Annotated in this window: 22 protein-coding genes; 21 read left to right on the top strand and 1 reads right to left on the bottom strand. The window is 69.4% G+C overall.

Annotated features, from left to right (window positions below; genetic code table 11):
- Positions 1–53: 53 nt before the first annotated feature.
- On the top strand, positions 54–1031 hold the full coding sequence (locus tag ACYVKA_RS08650) for an LCP family protein (protein ID WP_460704615.1): 978 nt from the start codon (positions 54–56) through the stop codon (positions 1029–1031).
- A gap of 44 nt (positions 1032–1075) precedes the next feature.
- Here ACYVKA_RS08650 and ACYVKA_RS08645 read toward each other — a convergent pair whose 3' ends face one another.
- Positions 1076–2605 (bottom strand): aspartate:alanine exchanger family transporter, encoded by a 1530-nt coding sequence (locus tag ACYVKA_RS08645; protein ID WP_394276334.1) that lies wholly within the window; start codon positions 2603–2605, stop codon positions 1076–1078.
- Between the two features lie 124 nt (positions 2606–2729).
- Here ACYVKA_RS08645 and ACYVKA_RS08640 point away from each other — a divergent pair, with 124 nt between their 5' ends.
- From ACYVKA_RS08640 to fbaA, 20 genes are all read left to right on the top strand, one after another.
- Positions 2730–3422 (top strand): response regulator transcription factor, encoded by a 693-nt coding sequence (locus tag ACYVKA_RS08640; protein WP_460704613.1) that lies wholly within the window; start codon positions 2730–2732, stop codon positions 3420–3422.
- 67 nt (positions 3423–3489) lie between these two features.
- Positions 3490–4401: an ABC transporter ATP-binding protein gene (locus ACYVKA_RS08635; RefSeq protein ID WP_460704611.1), complete on the top strand. Its 912-nt coding sequence runs from the start codon at positions 3490–3492 to the stop codon at positions 4399–4401.
- Position 4402: 1 nt separating this feature from the next.
- Positions 4403–5239 carry a hypothetical protein gene (locus ACYVKA_RS08630; RefSeq protein WP_460704609.1) on the top strand — a complete coding sequence of 279 codons (837 nt, stop codon included), beginning with the start codon at positions 4403–4405 and terminating at the stop codon, positions 5237–5239.
- Between the two features lie 12 nt (positions 5240–5251).
- Positions 5252–6202 (top strand): sensor histidine kinase, encoded by a 951-nt coding sequence (locus ACYVKA_RS08625; RefSeq protein ID WP_460704607.1) that lies wholly within the window; start codon positions 5252–5254, stop codon positions 6200–6202.
- Between the two features lie 9 nt (positions 6203–6211).
- Complete coding sequence (nadE, locus tag ACYVKA_RS08620) at positions 6212–7033, top strand: ammonia-dependent NAD(+) synthetase (protein WP_460704605.1); 822 nt, start codon at positions 6212–6214, stop codon at positions 7031–7033.
- A gap of 2 nt (positions 7034–7035) precedes the next feature.
- Positions 7036–8142, top strand: coding sequence for a S1C family serine protease (locus ACYVKA_RS08615; protein WP_460704603.1), 1107 nt, complete (start codon positions 7036–7038; stop codon positions 8140–8142).
- 381 nt (positions 8143–8523) lie between these two features.
- Positions 8524–11100 carry an ATP-dependent chaperone ClpB gene (gene clpB, locus ACYVKA_RS08610; protein WP_460704601.1) on the top strand — a complete coding sequence of 859 codons (2577 nt, stop codon included), beginning with the start codon at positions 8524–8526 and terminating at the stop codon, positions 11098–11100.
- A 67-nt stretch (positions 11101–11167) separates the two neighbouring features.
- Positions 11168–11581: a hypothetical protein gene (locus ACYVKA_RS08605; protein ID WP_460704599.1), complete on the top strand. Its 414-nt coding sequence runs from the start codon at positions 11168–11170 to the stop codon at positions 11579–11581.
- A 65-nt stretch (positions 11582–11646) separates the two neighbouring features.
- The gene (locus tag ACYVKA_RS08600) at positions 11647–12450 is read left to right on the top strand and encodes a spermidine synthase (protein ID WP_394275339.1); all 804 of its coding nucleotides are present in this window, start codon (positions 11647–11649) and stop codon (positions 12448–12450) included.
- 218 nt (positions 12451–12668) lie between these two features.
- Positions 12669–13946 carry a hypothetical protein gene (locus ACYVKA_RS08595; RefSeq protein ID WP_460704597.1) on the top strand — a complete coding sequence of 426 codons (1278 nt, stop codon included), beginning with the start codon at positions 12669–12671 and terminating at the stop codon, positions 13944–13946.
- The gene (locus ACYVKA_RS08590; RefSeq protein WP_460704595.1) at positions 13922–14752 is read left to right on the top strand and encodes a DUF7507 domain-containing protein; all 831 of its coding nucleotides are present in this window, start codon (positions 13922–13924) and stop codon (positions 14750–14752) included. Before ACYVKA_RS08595 ends, ACYVKA_RS08590 begins: the two co-directional genes overlap by 25 nt.
- Positions 14749–15168: a hypothetical protein gene (locus ACYVKA_RS08585; RefSeq protein ID WP_460704593.1), complete on the top strand. Its 420-nt coding sequence runs from the start codon at positions 14749–14751 to the stop codon at positions 15166–15168. The genes ACYVKA_RS08590 and ACYVKA_RS08585 overlap by 4 nt, the downstream gene beginning before the upstream one ends.
- A complete protein-coding gene (locus tag ACYVKA_RS08580) occupies positions 15165–15443 on the top strand; it encodes a hypothetical protein (RefSeq protein ID WP_460704592.1) in 279 nt (92 codons plus the stop codon). The genes ACYVKA_RS08585 and ACYVKA_RS08580 overlap by 4 nt, the downstream gene beginning before the upstream one ends.
- 9 nt (positions 15444–15452) lie before the next feature.
- A complete protein-coding gene (locus ACYVKA_RS08575) occupies positions 15453–15812 on the top strand; it encodes a sortase domain-containing protein (protein WP_460704909.1) in 360 nt (119 codons plus the stop codon).
- Between the two features lie 19 nt (positions 15813–15831).
- Positions 15832–16371 carry an orotate phosphoribosyltransferase gene (gene pyrE / locus ACYVKA_RS08570; RefSeq protein ID WP_460704590.1) on the top strand — a complete coding sequence of 180 codons (540 nt, stop codon included), beginning with the start codon at positions 15832–15834 and terminating at the stop codon, positions 16369–16371.
- A gap of 22 nt (positions 16372–16393) precedes the next feature.
- The gene (locus ACYVKA_RS08565; protein ID WP_460704588.1) at positions 16394–17050 is read left to right on the top strand and encodes a LemA family protein; all 657 of its coding nucleotides are present in this window, start codon (positions 16394–16396) and stop codon (positions 17048–17050) included.
- Between the two features lie 3 nt (positions 17051–17053).
- A complete protein-coding gene (locus tag ACYVKA_RS08560; protein WP_460704586.1) occupies positions 17054–17668 on the top strand; it encodes a TrmH family RNA methyltransferase in 615 nt (204 codons plus the stop codon).
- Positions 17669–17782: 114 nt separating this feature from the next.
- Complete coding sequence (locus tag ACYVKA_RS08555) at positions 17783–18511, top strand: GntR family transcriptional regulator (RefSeq protein WP_460704584.1); 729 nt, start codon at positions 17783–17785, stop codon at positions 18509–18511.
- A gap of 24 nt (positions 18512–18535) precedes the next feature.
- Positions 18536–19108, top strand: a complete 573-nt coding sequence (locus ACYVKA_RS08550) for a hypothetical protein (RefSeq protein ID WP_394275331.1) — start codon at positions 18536–18538, stop codon at positions 19106–19108.
- A gap of 102 nt (positions 19109–19210) precedes the next feature.
- Complete coding sequence (gene fbaA / locus ACYVKA_RS08545; protein ID WP_460704582.1) at positions 19211–20236, top strand: class II fructose-bisphosphate aldolase; 1026 nt, start codon at positions 19211–19213, stop codon at positions 20234–20236.
- The last annotated feature ends 137 nt before the right edge of the window (positions 20237–20373 follow it).

The raw sequence follows: 20373 nt of genomic DNA, 5'->3' as shown, positions 1-20373 counted from the left end.
GGACACGGGCTGAAATCCCGTCCTGGCAGGGATCGGGGTGCTTGCATCGACGGGTGACCACGCGCAGGAGTCTTCTCGGCAGCACGATCGCGCTGGTGGCGCTGGCCGCCGGATGCAGCAGGGACGGTGCCAGCAGCGCCGCAGGACCCACCTCCGGGTCCTGGGGTGCTGCTGGCACGTCCGCCCGGGCTGCCTCGCCCACCCCCGCGCCGACCTCGGCCGGCAGCTCCGCCGCGCTCGTCGACCCGCTGCCGCCGGGGGCGGTGACGATGCTGCTCTTCGGGACCGATTCGCGGCAGAAGACCTCCCTGTCGGGCAACTCAGATGCGATCGTCCTGGCCCAGTTCTCGGCCGATCGGCATCATCTTTCGCTGGTCTCCATCGCCCGTGACTCCCATGTCGCCATTCCCGGCATGGGCAAGGGCAAGATCAACGCAGCCTTCGCCCAGGGCGGCACGCCACAGCTGGTGTGCACCGTCAGCCAGCTGCTGGGAGGGATCCACATCCCCATCACCGTGCAGGCCAACTTCACCAACTTCATCGCCCTGACCCGGTGGATGAAGGGCATCACGGTGGACAACAAGCACGCCTCGACGGTCAAGATCAACTCCACTGGCAGGGTGCTGGACTTCCACACCGGCCGGCTCACGCTCGAGAACACCGACGCGCTGGTCTACGCCCGAGAGCGCAAGAGCCTGCCGCTGGGTGACCTCGACCGCGCCGAACGGCACCGGGCGCTGGTGACTGGCATGGTGCGCGGGCTGCAGGCCGCGGACAAGGCCAGTCCCCAGGCCTTCGCGACATGGCGGGCAAGCTGGCCACGAACGTCAAGATCACCGGCCTGGACCCGCGCCAGGTCCCGGCCCTGGCAGCGCTACTGCGCAGCATCGACACCACTGACGTCACCTCGCTGCTGGTGCCGATCAGCCGCTTCGACACCGTCGGTGGAGCAGCGGTCGACATCGTCGACGAGCAGCGCACCGCAGAACTGGCCAGGGGGCTGGCCGCCGGTGACCTCTCGGGCTATGTGAAGGCCCACGGCACCGGGTACGCCCCCGGCAGCTGACCTGACGGCTCAGTGGGCGACGAGCTGGACCAGCAGGATCTTGACGACGGTGCCGAGCGCGAACAGGGCCCCGTAGGCACTATCGATGCGTTCGTCGTTGGCCCGGCTGTTGGCGAAGCCCAGGATGGCGGGCTGCCCGACGAAACCGGCCAGGGCGCCGCTGGCCCGCTGGGCGGACAGGCCGACCAGACGCGCGCCCGCCAGGACGGTCACCGAACCAAGGAGCAGGATCACCCCCGAGAGAATGATGATCTTCATTCCTGTGACTGTCAATGCCTGTGAGATGAAGGCCCTTCCCGACGCCAGGCCCACGGCGGCGAGGAAGATCATCAGGCCCAGCTGTCGCAGGGTCGCATTCACCGGGCCGGGCAGGTCCCAGCGGAAGGGGCCGGTGCGGTGCAGGGTCCCCAGCACCATGCCCACGACCAGCGGTCCGGCCGCGGCCCCCAGGGCAAAGGTGATCCCGCCGGGCAGCGGCACCGCCACCGTTCCCGCCAGCAGCCCCAGGCTGATGCCCAGCCCCATCGTCAGGGCGTCCACCTGGCTGACGCGTCGCTCCGAGTCGCCGAAGAAGTCCACCGCCTCGTCGATGTGGCCGGTCGGCACCACGGCCAGCACCCGGTCGCCGGGCTGCAGCACCAGGTCGTCGCGGGCCAGGATGTCCAGGTCGCCCCGGCGCACCCGGGTGATGACGCCGTGCAGGTCGCCCAGCACGTTGAGCTCCCCGATGGTGCGGCCCACGACGGCCGGTGAGCTCACCAGGAAGCGACGGAAGTCGACGTCGCGGCGGTGGTGCGTGAGCTCGCCGTCCTCGCTGCGGCGACCCAGGTGGGCGGTGGCCCGCTCCACGTCGGCGGGCATCCCGATCACCAGCACCCGGTCGTCGTCCAGCAGGTCTCCCTGCCCGCGGGCCACCCGGATGTCGCCATCGCGCTCCAGGTAGGAGAACTTCACCGCCTGGCTCTTCCAGCCCGGCACGTCCTCCAGGGCGGTGCGACGGGTCACGTGCACCGTGTGGGCGACGATGCCGGCCTCGGCCATTGACGGGACGTCGCGGGTGCCCGGCCAGCGGCGGTTGACCACCAGCGCCACCAGTACCATGCCGAGCACGACACCGGTCGGATAGGCCAGGGCATAGCCCACCAGGGTGTCGCCGGAGCCTCCCGTCGCGGAGATCGCCGCGTCGATGGCCGGCGAGGTGAGCACACCGGCATAGGAGCCCGCCAGGTGTGCCGGGCTCAGGCCCAGCAGGGGCGCCAGGCCCGCGCCCGCCACGGCCATCGCCACCAGCCCCACCACGCCGGTGAGCATCAGCGACCACTGGCGACGCAGGTCACTGACGAAGGTGGATCCGGCGGCAAGCCCCACCGTGTAGCAGAAGAGCACGACGCCCAGGCTCTTCACCGGCCCCAGCCCGTCGGCCAGGCGCGGGTCGAAGGAACCGATCACCAGGCCCATGAACAGGGCCCCGGCCGCGCCGAACTGCAGCGGACCGAAGCGGATCTGGCCGAGCAGTGCGCCGGCGGACAGCACCACCATCAAGGTCAACAGGGAATGGGTGGCCAGGAAGTCGAACACGCAGGCTCCGGGATCGCAGGAGTGGGGACACGCCATTGTCCTCCCACTCACCAGGTGGGGGCCAACGAAGGGCAGGATGGTGGACGTGGCAGACGACAGGGCGGCGAGCGTGCTGGTGGTGGAGGACGACCGGGACTCCAACCGGCTGCTGGCCGAGATCCTCCAGGAGCGGGGCATGGAGGTGCTCCAGGCCTTCACCGGCCCCGACGGGCTGCGCCTGGCCCTGCAGCAGCAGCCGGACCTGGTGCTGCTGGACCTGATGCTGCCCTTCAAGAGCGGCGACGAGGTGCTGCGGGGCATCAGGGAGCACAGCCAGGTGCCGGTGATCATCATCAGTGCCCGGGAGACCACCCGCACCAAGATCGACCTGCTGCAGCTGGGCGCCGACGACTACGTCACCAAGCCCTTCGACATCGACGAGGTGGTGGCGCGGTGCGAGGTGGCGCTGCGCCGCAGCAGCCTGGGGGCACCCGTGGCACACCTGCACAGCGTCGGGCCGGTCCAGCTCGACGAGGCAGCGCACACCGCCACGGCCGGCGGGCAGGAACTGCAACTGACCGCGACCGAGTTCGGGCTGCTGACGGTCCTGGTGCGCCAGCCCCGCATCGTCCACGCCAAGGCACACCTCTACGCCGAGGTCTGGGGCGAGAGCATCGGCTACGACGAGCGCACCGTCAATGCCCACATGAGCAACCTGCGACGCAAGCTGCGCCAGGCCTGCGACGCCGACCCGATCCACACCGTCTGGGGCATCGGCTACACCATGCGCCAGCCGTGAGGGTCTTGGGGAAGTCTTGGCACCGGTCTTCACAGATCCTTGACACTCGTCGCCGAGGCTCGTGGTCATGACGCAGATGGTGGTGGCAACCCACGGGTTGACCAAGAGCTATGGGAAGGTGCGGGCCCTCGACGACGTGTCCCTCGAGATCCCGCACGGGGAGATCTACGGCCTGGTGGGGCAGAACGGTGCGGGCAAGACGACCCTGATCCGGCTGCTCACCGGCCTGGCACGGCCGAGCAGCGGCTCGCTGGAACTGTTCGGCAGCTCGGGAGCTGCCGCCAACCGGCAACGCCCCAGGATCGGGGCACTGATCGAGGCCCCGGCGCTGAGCATGGACCTGACGGCACGCCAGAACCTCGAGGCCCTGCGCATCCAGCGCGGACTGGCCGGACGACAGTGGGTGGACGAGGCTCTCGAACAGGTGGGACTGGAGGGGACCGGCAGCAAGAAGGCCCGCCAGTTCTCGCTCGGCATGCGGCAGCGGCTCGGCCTGGCCGTCGCCCTGCTCGGACGCCCCGAGCTGCTCATCCTCGACGAGCCGGTCAACGGCCTCGACCCCACCTGGATGGCGCGCATCCGTGAGGAGCTGGTGCGCCGGGCCCAGCAGGAGGGCACCACGATCCTGCTGTCCAGCCACCTGCTGGCCGAACTCGACCTGTTCGCCACCCGCTACGGCTTCATCCACCAGGGACGGCTGGTGCGCCAGCTGACCGCCCGCGAACTCCACGACCAGTGCCGGCGCAGCCTGCGGATCGGCGTCGACGACGCCGCCCGTGCCGCGACCGTCCTGGAGGAGGAACTGCGCGTCACCGGCTACCGCATCACCGACGGGCACCAGCTGCTGCTCGACAGCCACCTCGACGAGGCGGCCACCATCAACTCCGCCCTGGTCCGTGCCGGGGTGCAGGTGCACCAGCTCGAGGTGCGGGGTGCCAGCCTCGAGGACTACTTCTCCGACCTCGTGAAGGGGGCCTGACATGTTCGCCAACATCCTGCGTGCCGACGCCTACCGCTTCGTCCGCTCCCGTTTCCTGCACGTGACCGTCGTGGTCTTCCTCGCCGTGATCGGCCTGTTCTCCCTGTTCGCGAGCGGTGATGACCAGACCAGCTTCGCCTTCGGTGGTCCCACCGGGCAGACGAAGGACGGAATCGCGCTGGTGGACGGCTTCATGGGCTTCACCTACGCCGACCCAGCCCACCCCCGTTTCTGGGAGCTCGTGACCACGGCCACCTGCTTCACCGCCGTGACGCTCTTTGCCGTTGCCATCACCGGCATGGTGGTCATCACTGCCGACGACGCCAATGGGATCACGAAGGTCGCCGTGGCCCAGGGACAGTCGCAGACCATGCTCTTCCTCTCCAAGGTGGTCCTGTCGGTCCTGGTGACCGCCGTCCTGTGGGTGCTGCACAATGCGCTCACGCTGGCCATCACGCTCAGGGTGACCGGGGCGTCGATGACCACCGACCAGCTGTGGCGCTGGGCCGGCCACTGCGGGCTGCTCTACCTGCAGCTGATGGTGCTGATGCTGACGGTGGCGGTGGTGGCCCTGGTCTCGCGCTCCCGGGTGGTGGCGCTGGCGGTGCTCTTCGCCCTGGTGATGGGGGCGATCGTGCTGGGCGCGGTGCTGCAGTCCCATCCGTCGCGGCTGGGGGACCTGCTGCTGGGGGCCAACCCGATGTGGCACATCAACCGCTTCTCCCGCTCCTGGGCCGAGAAGCAGATCATCGGCCACGCGTGGACGATGGTGGTGGTGGGCACGGTCCTGACCCTCGGTGCGGGCGTGGCGTGGCTGCGCCGCCGCGAACTGGGCTGACAGACTCGCCCCATGGGCAATGACTCCTTGCTGGGCTGGGCCGCGGCCGCCGTGATGGCGCTGGTCGCGGCCTGGCTGCTGCAGCGCCACCGGGGCCTGCGTAGTGAGATCCGCCGGGTGCGCGAACAGCTGGAGCAACACCGGGAGGCGGGCTCGTCCGAACCCCTGGCCGTCGTGGTGCGCGACGACGAGCTGGAGCACCTGGCGGCCGAGGTGGACGGCTCCATCGACCAGTACCGGCGCGTCGCGGCCGAGGGTCGGGCCAGGGAGGCCCGGCTGAGGCGCGAGATCGCCGACCTCTCGCACGACCTGAAGACGCCGCTGATCGCCATCCGCGGCTACCTGCAGCTGCTGCAGCGCGACGGCCTGGCGGCCGACACCTCGCCGGCCAGGCTGGGAACGGTGCTGGGGCGCGTCGATGACCTGGGGCGCCTGGTGGACGACTTCTTCGAGCTGAGCGTGCTGGACTCGACCGACCACCACCTGGAGCTCGGCCCGGTGGATGCCACGCAGGTGGTCACGGATGCGCTGCTCGGCTTCTACGTGCCGCTGCAGGAACGTGGCATCGAGCCCGACCTCGTCCTGCCTTCGCGCCCACTGGTGGTGCAGGGGGAGGAGACGGCCCTGTCCCGGGTGGTGCGCAACTTGGTCTCCAATGCCCTGACCCACTCCACCGACGGACTGCGCGTCCGTCTGGAGGGGGCCAATGGCCGGGCGGTGCTGGTGGTGGCCAATGGCGCCGCCGATGCTCGGCCCGAGGAGGTCGAGTTGATCTTCGAACGCTTCTACCGGGCCGACCGGGCCCGCACCGGACCCCATGCCGGCCTGGGGCTGTCGATCGTCAAGGAGCTCGTGGCGCAGATGCACGGCACGGTGCGCGCCGAGCTGGACGGGCAGGAGCTGAGGATCGTCGTCGAACTGTCCCTGGCGCAGCAGGCCCGGACTGTCGGTGGGGCCGCATAGGCTTGGCCCATGCGCGACCTGCAGAAGACGATCATCGGCGAGATGGGTGTCCAGCCCAGCATCGACCCGGCAGCCGAGGTGGAGCGACGGGTTCAGTTCCTGTGCGACTACCTCCAGGCCACCCACACGGCCGGCTTCGTGCTGGGCATCTCGGGGGGCCTCGACTCCACCCTGGCCGGACGACTCGCCCAGATGGCCGTCGACCGGCTGCGGAGCCAGGGCGTCGAGGCCGACTTCGTCGCCGTCCGCCTGCCCCACGGCGTGCAGGCCGACGAGGCCGATGCCGCCGCGGCGATGGACTGGGTGGCCGCCTCCACCGAGGTGACGATCAACATCAAGTCCGCCACCGACGGCATGGAGGCCGCCTTCGAGGCCGGCACCGGGATGCAGATCAGCGACTTCAACAAGGGCAATGTGAAGGCCCGGTTGCGCATGGTCGCCCAGTACGCCATCGCCGGCGAACGCAACCTGCTGGTGATCGGTACCGACCACGGCGCCGAGTCGGTGACCGGCTTCTTCACCAAGTTCGGTGACGGCGGCGCCGACATCCTGCCCCTCCACGGCCTCGACAAGGGCCAGAACCGGCAGCTGCTGCAGCACCTGGGGGCCCCAGAGGCCCTGTGGCAGAAGGTGCCCACGGCAGACCTGCTCGACGGGAAGCCGCTGCGCACCGACGAGGACGAGCTGGGCCTGACCTATGACCAGATCGACGCCTACCTGCAGGGCGAGCAGGTCGACGACGAGGCGGCCGAGAAGATCGAGCAGAAGTGGTTGCGCAGCCGCCACAAGCGCACCACGCCCGTCACTCCCGCCGACCAGTGGTGGCGATGAGCATGCGTCGATCCCTCACCGCCCTGGCACTGGCTGGTGCCCTGACGCTGGGCGCCTGTTCACCCGGCACGACGCAGGCCAGCGATTCCTCGAGCCCCGCGACGCAGCCCTCGGCCCGGTTGTCGACACAGCCTGCGTCCGGCGCCTCGTCCGCGCCCATCGCGACGGCCTCCGACGGGGTGGACTGGGTGCAGGTGGCCAAGAAGGTCTCCCCGAGCGTGGTGGCCATCTCGGTGACCTCGAACCGGGGTTCGTCGTCGGGCTCCGGCGTGGTGCTCGATGCCAAGGGGCAGGTGGTCACCAACCACCACGTGATCGCCTCGGCCGCCCAGGGAGGTCAGATCCTGGTGACCTTGCATGACGAGCGGGTCTTCGACGCCCGGGTGGTGGGAAGCGACGCCGCCAGTGACCTGGCCGTGCTGCAGGTGGTCGACCCGCCCGCCGACCTTGCCCCGCTCGAGGTGGCCAGCTCCAACGGGCTGGTGGTGGGTGCCCCGGTGATGGCCGTGGGCAATCCGCTCGGGCTGGCCGGCACCGTGACCACGGGCATCGTCAGTGCGCTGAACCGCCCGGTCACCGCGGGAGACCAGGACCCGAGCTCCGGGGGAGGGGAGCCGGTGGTGACCAATGCCATCCAGACCAGTGCCGCGGTCAATCCCGGAAACTCGGGCGGCGCGCTGGTGGATGCCCAGGGTCGCCTGGTGGGCATCAACTCGTCGATCGCCACCCTGGGCCAGGGGCAGGGCAACATCGGCATCAGCTTCGCCATCACCACCGACCAAATGGAGTCGGTGGTGGACCAGATCACCACCAATGGCCGGGTGCGTCACTCCAACCTGGGCGTCATGGTGACCGATGCCGTCGTGCAGGCCGACGGTGACCGCAAGTGGGCCGCCGGCATCACCCAGGTGGCCTCGGGCAGTGCGGCGGCGACGGCCGGCATCAAGCCGCGCGACGGGGTGATCGCCATCGACGGCGAGCCCGTCGACTCCGCGCTGAGCCTGATCGCCCAGGTGCGTGAGCGGGCCGTAGGAACGAAGGTGACGCTGACCATCGCACGGGCAGGCAAGCAGCAGGACGTCGATGTGACCTTGGGTGCACGTCCCTGAGCAGCTCTTCCACCGCCGCCACTGCGCACGTGGTAGAGCTGCTGGGCGCTTGCTCCAGCACGGGCCCAGCGCCCCTTGGGCGCGCGTAGTGGCGAGCCTGCTTCCAGCCGCCACCGAGGCTGCCACTGGGACCCATGGCTTGAGCCACTGGCCCCGCTCGGGTTGGAACTCGAGCGTGTGTGGGGAACCCGAGCGAGCAGGGGCAGCGATCTGGGAGTCAGAGCGTCCCAGGGCATGGTCACAAACAAAGTTGAGTCCATTGGGCTCAAGGTGGAATAGACTGGCCCCGTAGCGAGTTGAGTCAGATGTACTCAAGTCTGGACCCCAGTCGAGGAGTGGTCTCGGACTTGCTTCCAGGACACGACTTTCGAAAGAGGAGACATGGACACCGAGAAGCTCACCACGATGAGCCGGGACGCCGTCTCGGCCGCACTGCGCTCCGCCCTCGCGGCGGGCAATCCCAATGCCGAGACCGTCCACCTGCTGCACGCCCTGCTGATGGTCCCGGAGAACTCCGTCGCGCCGCTGCTGGCCGCCGTGGGCGTGGACGCCGACCAGGTTGACCAGCGTGCCCAGGCCGCGATCGCCAAGCTGCCCTCCAGCCAGGGCAATTCAGTCGCCCAGCCGCAGCTGTCGGGTCCCTTCGCCCGCGTCTTCGCCGAGGCAGAGCTGCGCGCCGACGAGCTCGGTGACTCCTACGTCAGCACCGAGCACCTGCTGGTCGCCCTGGCGGCCATCACCTCCGACGCGCAGAAGATCCTGCTCGACGCCGGTGCCACCGCCGAGAAGATCAGCTCCGCCTTCGCAGACTCCCGCGGCGACCGCCGCATCACCAGCCCGGAGGCCGAGGGTGGCGAGTCGGCGCTGGGCAAGTACTCCATTGACCTGACCGAGCGTGCCCGCGAGGGCAAGCTGGATCCGGTCATCGGCCGGGACCAGGAGATCCGCCGGGTGGTGCAGGTGCTGGCCCGTCGCACCAAGAACAACCCGGTGTTGATCGGTGAGCCCGGCGTCGGCAAGACCGCCGTCGTCGAGGGCCTGGCGCAGCGCGTGGTGGCCGGCGACGTCCCCGACTCCCTCAAGGGCCGCCGGGTCGTCAGCCTCGACCTGTCGAGCATGGTGGCGGGCGCGAAGTACCGTGGCGAGTTCGAGGAGCGTCTGAAGGCCGTGTTGAAGGAGATCCAGGAGTCCGAGGGGCAGATCATCACCTTCATCGACGAGCTGCACACCGTCGTCGGGGCCGGTGCTGGCGGCGAGGGTGCCATGGACGCGGGCAACATGCTCAAGCCCATGCTGGCCCGCGGTGAGCTGCGCATGATCGGCGCCACCACGCTCGACGAGTACCGCGAGCACATTGAGAAGGACCCGGCCCTGGAGCGGCGCTTCCAGCAGGTCTACGTCGGTGAGCCCACCGTCGAGGACACCATCGCGATCCTGCGTGGCCTGCGCGAGCGCTACGAGGCCCATCACAAGGTGCGCATCACCGACGGCGCCCTGGTGGCCGCCGCCAGCCTGTCCCACCGCTACATCACCAACCGGCAGCTGCCCGACAAGGCCATCGACCTGATTGACGAGGCCGCCAGTCGGCTGCGGATGGAGATCGACTCCTCCCCGGAGGAGATCGACGTGCTGCGCCGTCAGGTGGACCGGATGAAGATGGAGCAGTTCGCCGTCGAGAAGGAGACCGACGCCGCCAGCGTCGCCCGCCTCGAGCGGCTCAACCAGGAACTGGCCGATGCCCAGGAGGAGCTGCGCGGGCTCGAGCAGCGCTGGGAGGCGGAGAAGGCCGGACTGAACCGCGTCGGCGACCTCAAGACCGAGATCGACCACCTGCGCGGCGAGGCCGAGCGCTTCCAGCGCGAGGGCGACCTGGCCAAGGCCGCCGAGATCTCCTACGGCCGCATCCCGGCCCTGGAGAAGGAGCTGCAGCTGGCCAGCGAGGCCGAGGCCGAGGCGAGCCGGATGGTCTCCGAGGAGGTCGGCAGCAGCGACATCGCCGAGGTGGTCAGCGCCTGGACCGGTGTCCCCGTCGGCAAGATGCTGCAGGGCGAGTCCGACAAGCTGCTCCACATGGAAGAGCACATCGGCAAGCGATTGATCGGCCAGAAGAAGGCCGTCACGGCCGTCGCCGATGCCGTGCGGCGCAGCCGTGCCGGGATCAGTGACCCGAACCGGCCCACCGGCAGCTTCCTCTTCCTCGGCCCCACCGGCGTCGGCAAGACCGAGCTGGCCAAGAGCCTGGCCGACTTCCTGTTCGACGACGAGACGGCCATGGTCCGCATCGACATGTCCGAGTACTCGGAGAAGCACTCGGTCAGCCGCCTGGTCGGTGCGCCTCCCGGCTACGTGGGCTACGAGGAGGGCGGCCAGCTCACCGAGGCGGTGCGTCGCCGCCCCTACAGCGTGGTGCTGCTGGACGAGGTGGAGAAGGCGCACCCGGACCTGTTCAACATCCTGCTGCAGGTGCTCGACGACGGCCGCCTGACCGACGGGCAGGGCCGTACGGTGGACTTCCGCAACACGATCCTGATCCTCACCAGCAACCTGGGCAGCCAGTTCCTCGCCGACCGCGAAATGGATGCCGAGGCCAAGCGTGAGGCCGTGATGGGCGTGGTGCGGCAGGCCTTCCGTCCGGAATTCCTGAACCGCCTGGACGAGGTGGTGATGTTCGACCCCCTGACCGAGGCCGACCTGACCCACATCGTCGAGACCAACCTGGCCAAGATCAACAAGCGCCTGGCCGAGCGTCGCATCGCCATCGAGGTGAGCGACGAGGGCAAGGCGTGGCTGGCCCGCACCGGCTTCGACCCGGTCTACGGCGCGCGTCCGCTGCGCCGCCTGGTGCAGACCACGGTGGAGGACCAGATGGCGCGCAAGATGCTCTCGGGCGAGATCGCCGATGGCGACACCGTGCGCTTCGACGTCGACGAGAGCGGCGACGCGCTGCACATCACCTGATTCAGCGCCCGTGCGGCACGGCGGCCCGGATCACACGATCCGGGCCGCCGTCACCTACTATGGCCACATGCATACAGATCGACGCCTGCGCTGGCTGACCGCCCCGGTGATCGCGCTCGGCCTGGTGGGCGGCGGCATCGCCATCTCCCAGGTGGCGCAGGCCGACCAGACCCTGCCCGCCGCCCCGGCGAGCCAGTCGGTGCCCGCGAGCCCACAGCCCAGCCCCACCACGGCGACCAGCCCTGCCGCCACGGCCAGCCAGGCGAGCACCTCGCCCAGCCCCTCGCCCTCTGCCACGCCGTCGGCCACGCCCTCCTCGGCGCTGGAGAACTGCCGGGTGACCGATGCCCAGATCGTCGAGTCGCACCCGGATGCCGAGCCCAAGGAGGAGCACGGCGTGCGCAACTACTACCAGGACGGCATCATCGTCGCCTCGACGCAGGACGGCGAGGGCTGGCGGGCCCCCTGCTGGGTGCGCTGAGCCCCGGCCGCGAAGTTGCGCGCTTCCTTTCGGGCCACCCCTCGGGGGCTCGATAGGCTCACGGGGTGAGTGAACGCGTCATCCCCGACCCCCACACCCCCGGCGCCTGGGTGGTGCGCATCGGCGGCGCCGACCAGTCCTGGGTTGATCCCAGCGATCCCACGCGCCTCGAGTTCGACTACATGCAGCGGCTGGCCGACCAGGTCGACGCCCACGCCGAGCCCGGCGAACGGCTGCGCGTGGTGCACGTCGGGGGAGCGGCGATGACGCTGGCCCGCTATGTCGCCCACACCCGCCCCACCAGCCCGCAGATCGTGCTGGAGCCCGACGCCGAGCTCACCGCGGAGGTGCGCGAGAAGATCCCGCTGCCACGCAACAGCGGCATCAAGGTCCGCCCGGTCGACGGGGCCAGCGGCATCGCCGCGATGCGCGAGGACTATGCCGACGTCGTCGTCGTGGACGCCTTCGCCGGGGCCCGCGTTCCGGGCGGCCTGGTGAGCGTGGATTTCTTCGCCGATGTGCGCCGGGTGCTGCACTCCGACGGTCTGCTACTGCTCAATGTCACCGACACCCACCCCTTCTCCTGGACCCGCCGGGTGCTGGCGGGGATGGCCGGCTACTTCGGCGAGGTGATGATCGGGGCCGAGAGCGCGACGCTCAAGGGCCGTCGCTTCGGCAATGTGGTGATCGCGGCCAGCCAGGTGGCGCTCCCGGTCGACCAGCTCCAGCGAATCTCGGCCGGGGCCGTCTTCCCCTACCGGCTGGTCCACGGGGAGCACCTGGAGCGGATGGTGGGGGGTGCCCAGCCCTTCCATGGGGCCGGCGAGCCCTCGCCCGGCCCCCCGTCGGGGCGGCACTTCTTCGAGTGAGCAGCCACCCCCCGCCGCTACGACAGATGGTCGTATGACCAACTTGGGGATGCTCAACTGCTGAAAAGACGCGCGGCCTGTTCGCTTGCAGCAAACCCCCACTTGCGGTCACACTGTGACGGATGATCGTCATGGTCTGCGCTGTGTGGGCTGAGAAAACTGCTCGGGGGAGTAGTGGAGTAGGTACGTGCTGAAGACCCCCCAGGGCCCGCCATCTGGTGGCGCTGCTGTGCTTCCTTCTGGCTGTCCCCGCCGCCCTGGTCGCACCCGCCGGGGATGCCGAGGCGCTCACCGTCGACCCGATGACCCGCACCGGCACCCATGACGTGCACGGCGACTTCATCCTCGTCGGCAATGGCGTGCTGACGGCCACCACCAACAGCGTCTACGGACGTTCACCCCTGACCCTGTTCACCGGCTCCACCTATGCCGACGATGCCAACGACTTCTACACCCTGCGCTACACCGATACCGACGCCAACGCCAGCACCGTGAACTCCGGCTCCGCCACCTACACCATCCCCGACGGGGCCACGGTCGTGGCGGCCAAGCTCGTCTGGTCGGGCAACACCGGCACCACCAAGGGCATCGCCGGCACCACCTGCAGCTCCGACACGAGCCGTCAGGCGACCCTGCCGCCCAGCCCGTTGTCCTCCTCGCCGTCGACGCAGCGGGTCACCTACACCGTCAACGGTCAGACCAGCACGGCAGCCTCCAGCGGTTACACCGAGGACCTGAGCCAGGCCGCCCTTGGTGCCACCCGGGCCCACTACTACTCGGCCAATGCCGACATCACTTCCGCCTTCGCCGCAGTGACGGGAGACGGCACTGTCAAGACGATCACGGTGGGCAATGTCTGGACCCCCCAGGGTTATGGCTGCTACGGCGGCTGGGCACTGCAGATGGTCTACGACTTCGGCAGCTACGAAACCGCCCAGCCCGATGCCTCACAGCGCCGCATGATTTACCTCTACGACGGGTACGAGCGCAAGTTCAGTGGCGACCCGGCCACCAACATCACGCTGACCGGACTGCAACCGCAGGGCACCGGCGCCAAGCTCGGCACCGTCGCCTTCGAGGGTGATGCCACCATCGCCGGCGACACCATCTCCTATTCCGACACCACCTCGCCGATGACCGAACTGCTCAACCCCGTAACGAACAGGACCGGGAACTACTTCGTCGGCCGGGCCGACGGGGCGGTGCCCCACTACGCGGTGGGCACCCGCACCTTCTACAACGCCTCGGTCAATGCCACCACGGCAAGCCTGCCCAACCTGGTGGCAGGCGACAGCACCCTCCCCCTGTCAGTGCGCACCACTGGCGACTCCTTCCTGCTCACCAACGAGATCGTCTCGGTGCCGGTGGCCGACATCAAGATCACCAAGACCGCCGCCAATGGTGAACAGGACGCCGCCTATGCTCCCGGCAGCACGCCGAGCTTCCGACTGACCATCTACAACTCCGGTCGGTGCCGATCACCAGGATCTCGGTGACCGACCAGCTGGCCCCCGGCTGCGCCCGGGACGTCACCCAGATGCGCGCCATCGTCGACGTCACCCTCGACGAGGTGAGCATCAGCGACCCGATGCTGGACGAGCTGTCCTGTGCGCAGGAGGGTCCGCTCGCCGCGGGCGCCCAGCGGGTCTGCACCGGCAGCCACGTGGTGACCGAGGCCGAGGCGCGCAGCGGTTCGCTGGTGAACGTGGCCACCGCCACCTCAGCGCAGGTGGACTCCCCGGCCACCGGAACCGTCACCACCCCGACGAAGGCCGACGAGCGGGTCACCGTCTCCAAGACGGCCCAGCTCGATGACACCAACGGCGACGGCCTCGGCCAGCCGGGGGAGCGGATCAACTACTCGATCGTGGTGACCAATGCCGGCGACGTGACCCTGGACGAGGTCGGCATCAGCGACCCGATGGTGGAGCGGCTCGACTGCAGCCCGAATGCCACCGGACCGCTGGCCCCGGGCGAGTCGATCACCTGCACCGGCAGCCACGTGGTGACCGAGGCCGCCGCCGGATCGGTGGTCAACGTGGCCACCGCGACCGGCCCGCAGATCGACGACACGACCGGTACGGCCACCGTCCCGACAGCCTCCACTCCGGTGGAGCCCGCCCCGGGCCCGAGCCCGACCCCGCCGGTCGAGCCCACCCCGGAGCCTCCGGCCAGGCACCCGGGTGCGTGGATCGCGCGCACCGGCTCGAGTGTCCAGCCGTGGCACCTGCTTGTCGGCTTGCTGCTGGTGGCCTCGGGCGTCATCCTGATCACCACAAGGAAGAAGAAGGAGAATAAGTGACCATCCCCCAAAGGTCCATCCCCCGCCTCTCAGTGATCCTCGCAGTCGGTGCCGTCGTCCTGGGCAGTGTCCTGGGCGGCTGCAGCAAGACCGAAACCACCGTCGAGAAGAGCGTCACCCCGGCCACCCCCGCCGTCTCGGCGACGCTGCCCGCCATCCCCGGCTTCAAGGGCAAGGCGGCCGGTGCCGTCGCCGACGTCAAGCTCGCCCTGACCAATTCCACCAAGCAAGCCCGTGACTACGCGATCATGGTCATCTGGCTGAAGAACGATTCCGGCAATCCGCTGGGCGCCACCATGGTGACTGCCAAGGACGCAGAGCCGGGCAAGAAGACCGAGCTGACCGGCAAGGCCACGGTGCTCGCCAAGGCCGACCGCTGCGTGCTCAACGTCCAAGCGGGAGAGCTCAAGCAGTGAGCAGTTCCCGCTCGTGTGGGGCCATCACCTGGCTCGGCGTGCTGCTGCTTCTGGCCGGCCTGGGCGTCCTCGCCTGGGCCGGTTGGCAGTTCTACGGCACCAACGTCACCTCCCGCAAGGCCGCCCAGGACTCGACCGCGACGCTGAAGCAGCAGTGGTCCGCGCCGGCGGCCAGTGCCAAGCCCGGCAAGCAGCTGCCTGGCGAGGCCGTCGCCCTGCTGCGCATCCCCGACCTGGGCGCCGCCTACGAGTGGCCGATCCGGGTGGGCACCTAGGAGCAGGCGCTGGCCAGGGGCGTCGGCTGGTACGACGACACCGCCGCGCCGGGCCAGGTCGGCAACTTCGCCGTGGCCGCCCACCGCGTCACCCACGGCGAACCCTTCCGGCGCCTGCTGGAGTTGCAGAAGGGCGCCACGGTCGTCGTCGAGACCCGCGACGCGATCCACACCTACCAGCTCGACACCGCACCATCGGAGCTCACCGTGGCCGATGTCGACGGCGGCTGGGTGCTCGATCCGGTGCCCGGCAAGCCGGGCGAGGAGCCCACCAAGGCCATCATGACGCTGACCACCTGCCAGGACCTCCTCCACTCGCCCGACCGTTCGGTGGCCTTTGCGCACCTGGTCGAGACGAAGAAGAAGTAGTCACCACTAGGCTGGCACCATGACCCACCGCGAAGAACTCGTCGAGCACGTCAAGAACCTGGCCGTCGTCCACGGCAAGGTGACCCTGGCCAGTGGCAGGGAGGCCGACTACTACGTCGACATGCGCCGCGTGACCCTGGACGGCGCCGCCGCGCCCCTGGTCGGCAGCGTGATGCGCGAACTGGTGGCCGACTGGGACTTCGACGCCGTGGGTGGCCTCACCCTGGGTGCCGACCCGGTTGCCGGGGCGATGATGCACGACGCCGCCCATGCCGGCCAGCGCCTGGACATGTTCGTGGTGCGCAAGAATGCCAAGACCCATGGCATGCAGCGCCAGATCGAGGGCACCGAGGTGAAGGGCCGCCGCGTGCTGGTGGTCGAGGACACCTCCACCACCGGCGGCTCGGCCCTGAGCGCCGTCGAGGCGGTGCGCGAGGCCGGAGCCGAGGTGGTGGGTGTGGCCTGCATCGTCGACCGTGGCACGGGTGCCAAGGAGGCCATCGAAGCGGCGGGCCTGGAGTACCGCTTCGCCATCGGCCTCGACGACCTGGGCCTGTGAGCCCCGACCCCAAGGAGAAGCCATGACATCACTCATCTGGATCCTGCTGGCCCTCGTGCTCGGCCTGCTGGTGCTGGGCGGGGTGCTGTTCATCGCCCCGTACAACTCCTTCGTGCGCCAGCGCAATGCCATCCAGGAGTCCTGGCGCCAGGTCGACGTGGAGCTGAACCGGCGCTACGAGCTGCTGCCCAACCTGATCGAGACGGTGCGCGCCTATGCTGCGCACGAGCGCAACACGCTGGAGGAGATCACCCAGCTGCGCAGCCGGGCGGTGCAGATGAGCCAGGGCACGGGCACCGAGGCCGATCCGCAGCGGGCGGCCGTGGAGCAGGAGCTCACCGGCGCCGTGCGCAACCTGATGGTCAGCGTCGAGGCCTACCCGGAACTGCGCAGCAACGAGAACTTCCTCGAGCTGCAGCGCCAGCTTGCCGAGACCGAGGACCGGATCGCCGCCGGGCGGCGTTTCTACAATGCCAACGTGCGCGCCTACAACACCAAGGTCGAGTCGGTGCCCAGCAACATGGTCGCCAACATGTTCCACTTCGAGAAGGCCACCTATTTCGAGGTCAACGATGCGGTGCGCCGCAGCCCCGAGGTGAATTTCGGCGAGATCAGCTACCGGGACGAGAAGTCCGTGCCCGGGGCCGAGCAGCACCGCGAGCTGCCACCGCAGGCCTGATCCTTGAGTGACGACCCGACCGCCCCCACCACGGGGGTGGGCCCCCATCCGCAGCCCTGGCCCGAGGACGAGCGGTTCGATCCGGAACTGCTCGCCGCAGGTGATCGGCGCAATGTGGTCGACGGCTTCCGTTACTGGCGCCTGGAGGCGATCGTCGAGGAGCTGGACACCCGCCGGCATCCGCTGCACGTCGCGATCCAGAACTGGGAGCACGACTTCAACATCGGCTCCATGGTGCGCACCGCCAATGCCTTCAATGTCGAGGCGGTGCACATCGTGGGGCGGCGGCGCTGGAACCGCCGCGGGGCGATGGTCACCGACCGCTACCTGCACGTGGTGCACCATCCCGACGAGCAGTCACTGGCCGTCTGGCTCGCCCGGCACGAGGTGGTCCCGGTGGGCGTGGACAACCTGCCCGGCTCCGTCCCGCTGGAGTCGGCCAGGTTGCCCGAGCGCTGCTGCCTGGTCTTCGGCTCCGAAGGCCCCGGGCTGACCGACGAGATGGTGCGGGCCTGCTCGCAGTTGGTGGCCATCACCCAGTACGGCTCGACGCGTTCGATCAATGCCGGCGCTGCGGCGGCGATCGCCATGTACCACTGGGCTCTGCAGCACGCCTGAGGTCAGGCCCTTTGCCATGACGCTGGGGGCCGCACTGGTATGGTTGTGGGACCACTGTGCACGGTGGTTCCATGGTCCTCGGGTAGCAGGGCCGACCAGCGCGAGGAGAATCCGATGCAGACTGACGAGGGGCCGATCACCACCAAGCGCGCGCAGGTGCGCGAGATCCTCAAGCGGCGCATCGAGGACGAGCTGCACGCCGGCGACGCACTGGCCTCCGAGCGGCAGCTGGTCACCGAGCTGGGGGTGAGCCGGGTCACGGTGCGCCAGGCGATCGCCGACCTGGTGGAGGAGGGGCGGCTGGAACGCACCCAGGGCAAGGGCACCTATGTGACGGGCCCGAGGGTCAACAGCCGGCTGCACCTGATGAGCTTCAGCCGGGAGATGCGATCGCGAGGCCTGCAGCCGCGCACCCAGGTGCTGTCCGCCGTCTGCGAGCCGGCCGACGAGCACGTCGCCGAGGTGCTGGAGGTGGAGCCGGGAAGCGACGTGGTCCGCCTGGAGCGCCTGCGGCTGGCCGACGACACCCCGATGGCCCATGAGGTGGGCTGGTATCCCTGCCACCTCTTCCCCGACCTGCTCGATCACCGCCTCAACACCGTCTACGACCTGATGGCCAGCCGTTACGGGATCGTCGCCAGCCGGGGCGAGCAGACGGTGCGGGCCGAGGCGGCCGATGCCCACCGTGCGCGGATCCTCGGCATCGCCCGGCGGGCACCCCTGCTGGTGCAGGAACGGCTCACCTATGCCGACGAGGTGGTGGTGGAGTACGCCACCAGTTGGTACCGGGGCGACCGTTACCGCATCCACTCCACGCTGCGCCCGCGCGACGAGAGCCTCTGAACGGTGCCGCCTAGCATGGGGGGCATGGATCGAGCCCTCAGCCCCGACCAGCGGGTCCGTCCTGTGCTGGACAGCTTCGTGGTCAGTTTCAATGCGGTCCCGATGGCCCATCGCGTGGCCGAGCTGGGGGCGCTCCTGCGCAACCGGGTCATCTGGACCCTGTTGGGGGCGGCCATCTGGACTGCGATCTGGTGGAAGCAGCGCCAGGAGTGGGGATCGCCCTGGCTGCTGGTGGCCGGCTACGGGGTGAGCCTGGTGCTCATCGTGGCAACCCTGGTGCGGCTGCTGGGGGCGCGGCGGGCACTGGCCCGCATCGGACGCGGGCCTGCCCTGGAGGCAGGCCGCCACGGCGTGCGCCTGCACGGGCTCGACGGCTCCTCGCAGGACCTGCGCTGGGACCAGGTGCGGGGGATGCGCAGCCGCGGCAGCAAGCTCGGTGTGGGGCCGCGCATCGTGGCCGACGCCGACCCGGCCGTCGACTGGCAGCTGCCGCTGAGCTTCCTCGACGCGCTGCCGGGCACGATCGATGCCGGCCTCCGGGCCACCTCCGGGGGGCGCGTCGGGCTCGACCTGGCCGGCCTCGACCGGTTGCGCTGAGCGCGAGCCCGGGCCGCCGCCGGACCCCGAGGGCTGCGCTTGGTCCGCATCCTTGGCAGAATGGGGGGTGAGCAACATCGACAACACAGGAAAGAGGCAGTCATGCCCATCGCAACTCCCGATGTCTACGCCGAGATGATCGAGCGGGCCAAGGCCGGCAAGTTCGCCTACCCCGCCATCAACGTCACGTCCTCGCAGACCGTCCACGCCGCCCTCCAGGGCTTCACCGAGGCCGGCTCCGACGGCATCCTGCAGGTCTCCACCGGCGGCGCCGAGTACGTCTCGGGCCCCACCATCAAGAACATGGTCACCGGCGCCGTGGCCCTGGCTGACTTCGCCCGTGAGGTTGCCAAGAACTATCCCATCAACGTCGCCCTGCACACCGACCACTGCCCCGAGAACAAGCTCGACGGTTTCGTGCGTCCCCTGATCGACCTGTCGGCCGAGCGCGTGGCCAAGGGCCAGGACCCGATCTTCAACTCCCACATGTGGGACGGCTCGGCCCTGGACGACGTGGAGCGCAACCTCCAGATCGCCGAGGAGCTGCTGGCCAAGACCAAGGCCAACCACCAGATCCTCGAGATCGAGATCGGCGCCGTCGGCGGCGAGGAGGACGGTGTCGTCGGTGAGATCAACGACAAGCTGTACACCTCGGTCGAGGACGCCATGCGCACCGCCGAGGTCCTCGGCCTGGGCGAGAAGGGCGAGTACCTGACGGCCTTCACCTTCGGCAATGTGCACGGCGTCTACAAGCCGGGCAACGTGAAGCTGCGCCCCGAGATCCTCAAGGACATCCAGGAGGCCGTCGGCGCCAAGTACGGCCGGGAGAAGCCCTTCGCGCTGGTCTTCCACGGCGGCTCCGGCTCCACCGAGCAGGAGATCAGCGATGCCGTGGACTTCGGCGTCGTGAAGATGAACATCGACACCGACACCCAGTACGCCTTCACCCGCCCCGTCGTGGATCACATGATGAAGAACTACGACGGCGTGCTCAAGATCGACGGCGAGATCGGCAACAAGAAGCAGTACGACCCCCGCGCCTGGGGCAAGAGCGCCGAGGCCGGCATGGCCAAGCGCATCGTGGAGGCCTGCCAGCAGCTGCGCTCGGCAGGCACCCACACGGCCTGATCCTCCAGGATCTCAAGGCTCTGTCCCGACGGCCGCCCTCCCCGCATGGGAGGGCGGCCGTCGGTCCGTCCGGAGCCGGCGGGCATCTTGTGATCTTCTTCACAAGGCATTGTGCCTTGTCCGTCGGAAATGTGGTC

The organism is Luteococcus sediminum, from assembly GCF_054783495.1.
The sequence above is the reverse complement of the archived record's forward strand: the minus strand, read 5'-3'. Positions and strand labels throughout refer to the sequence as shown.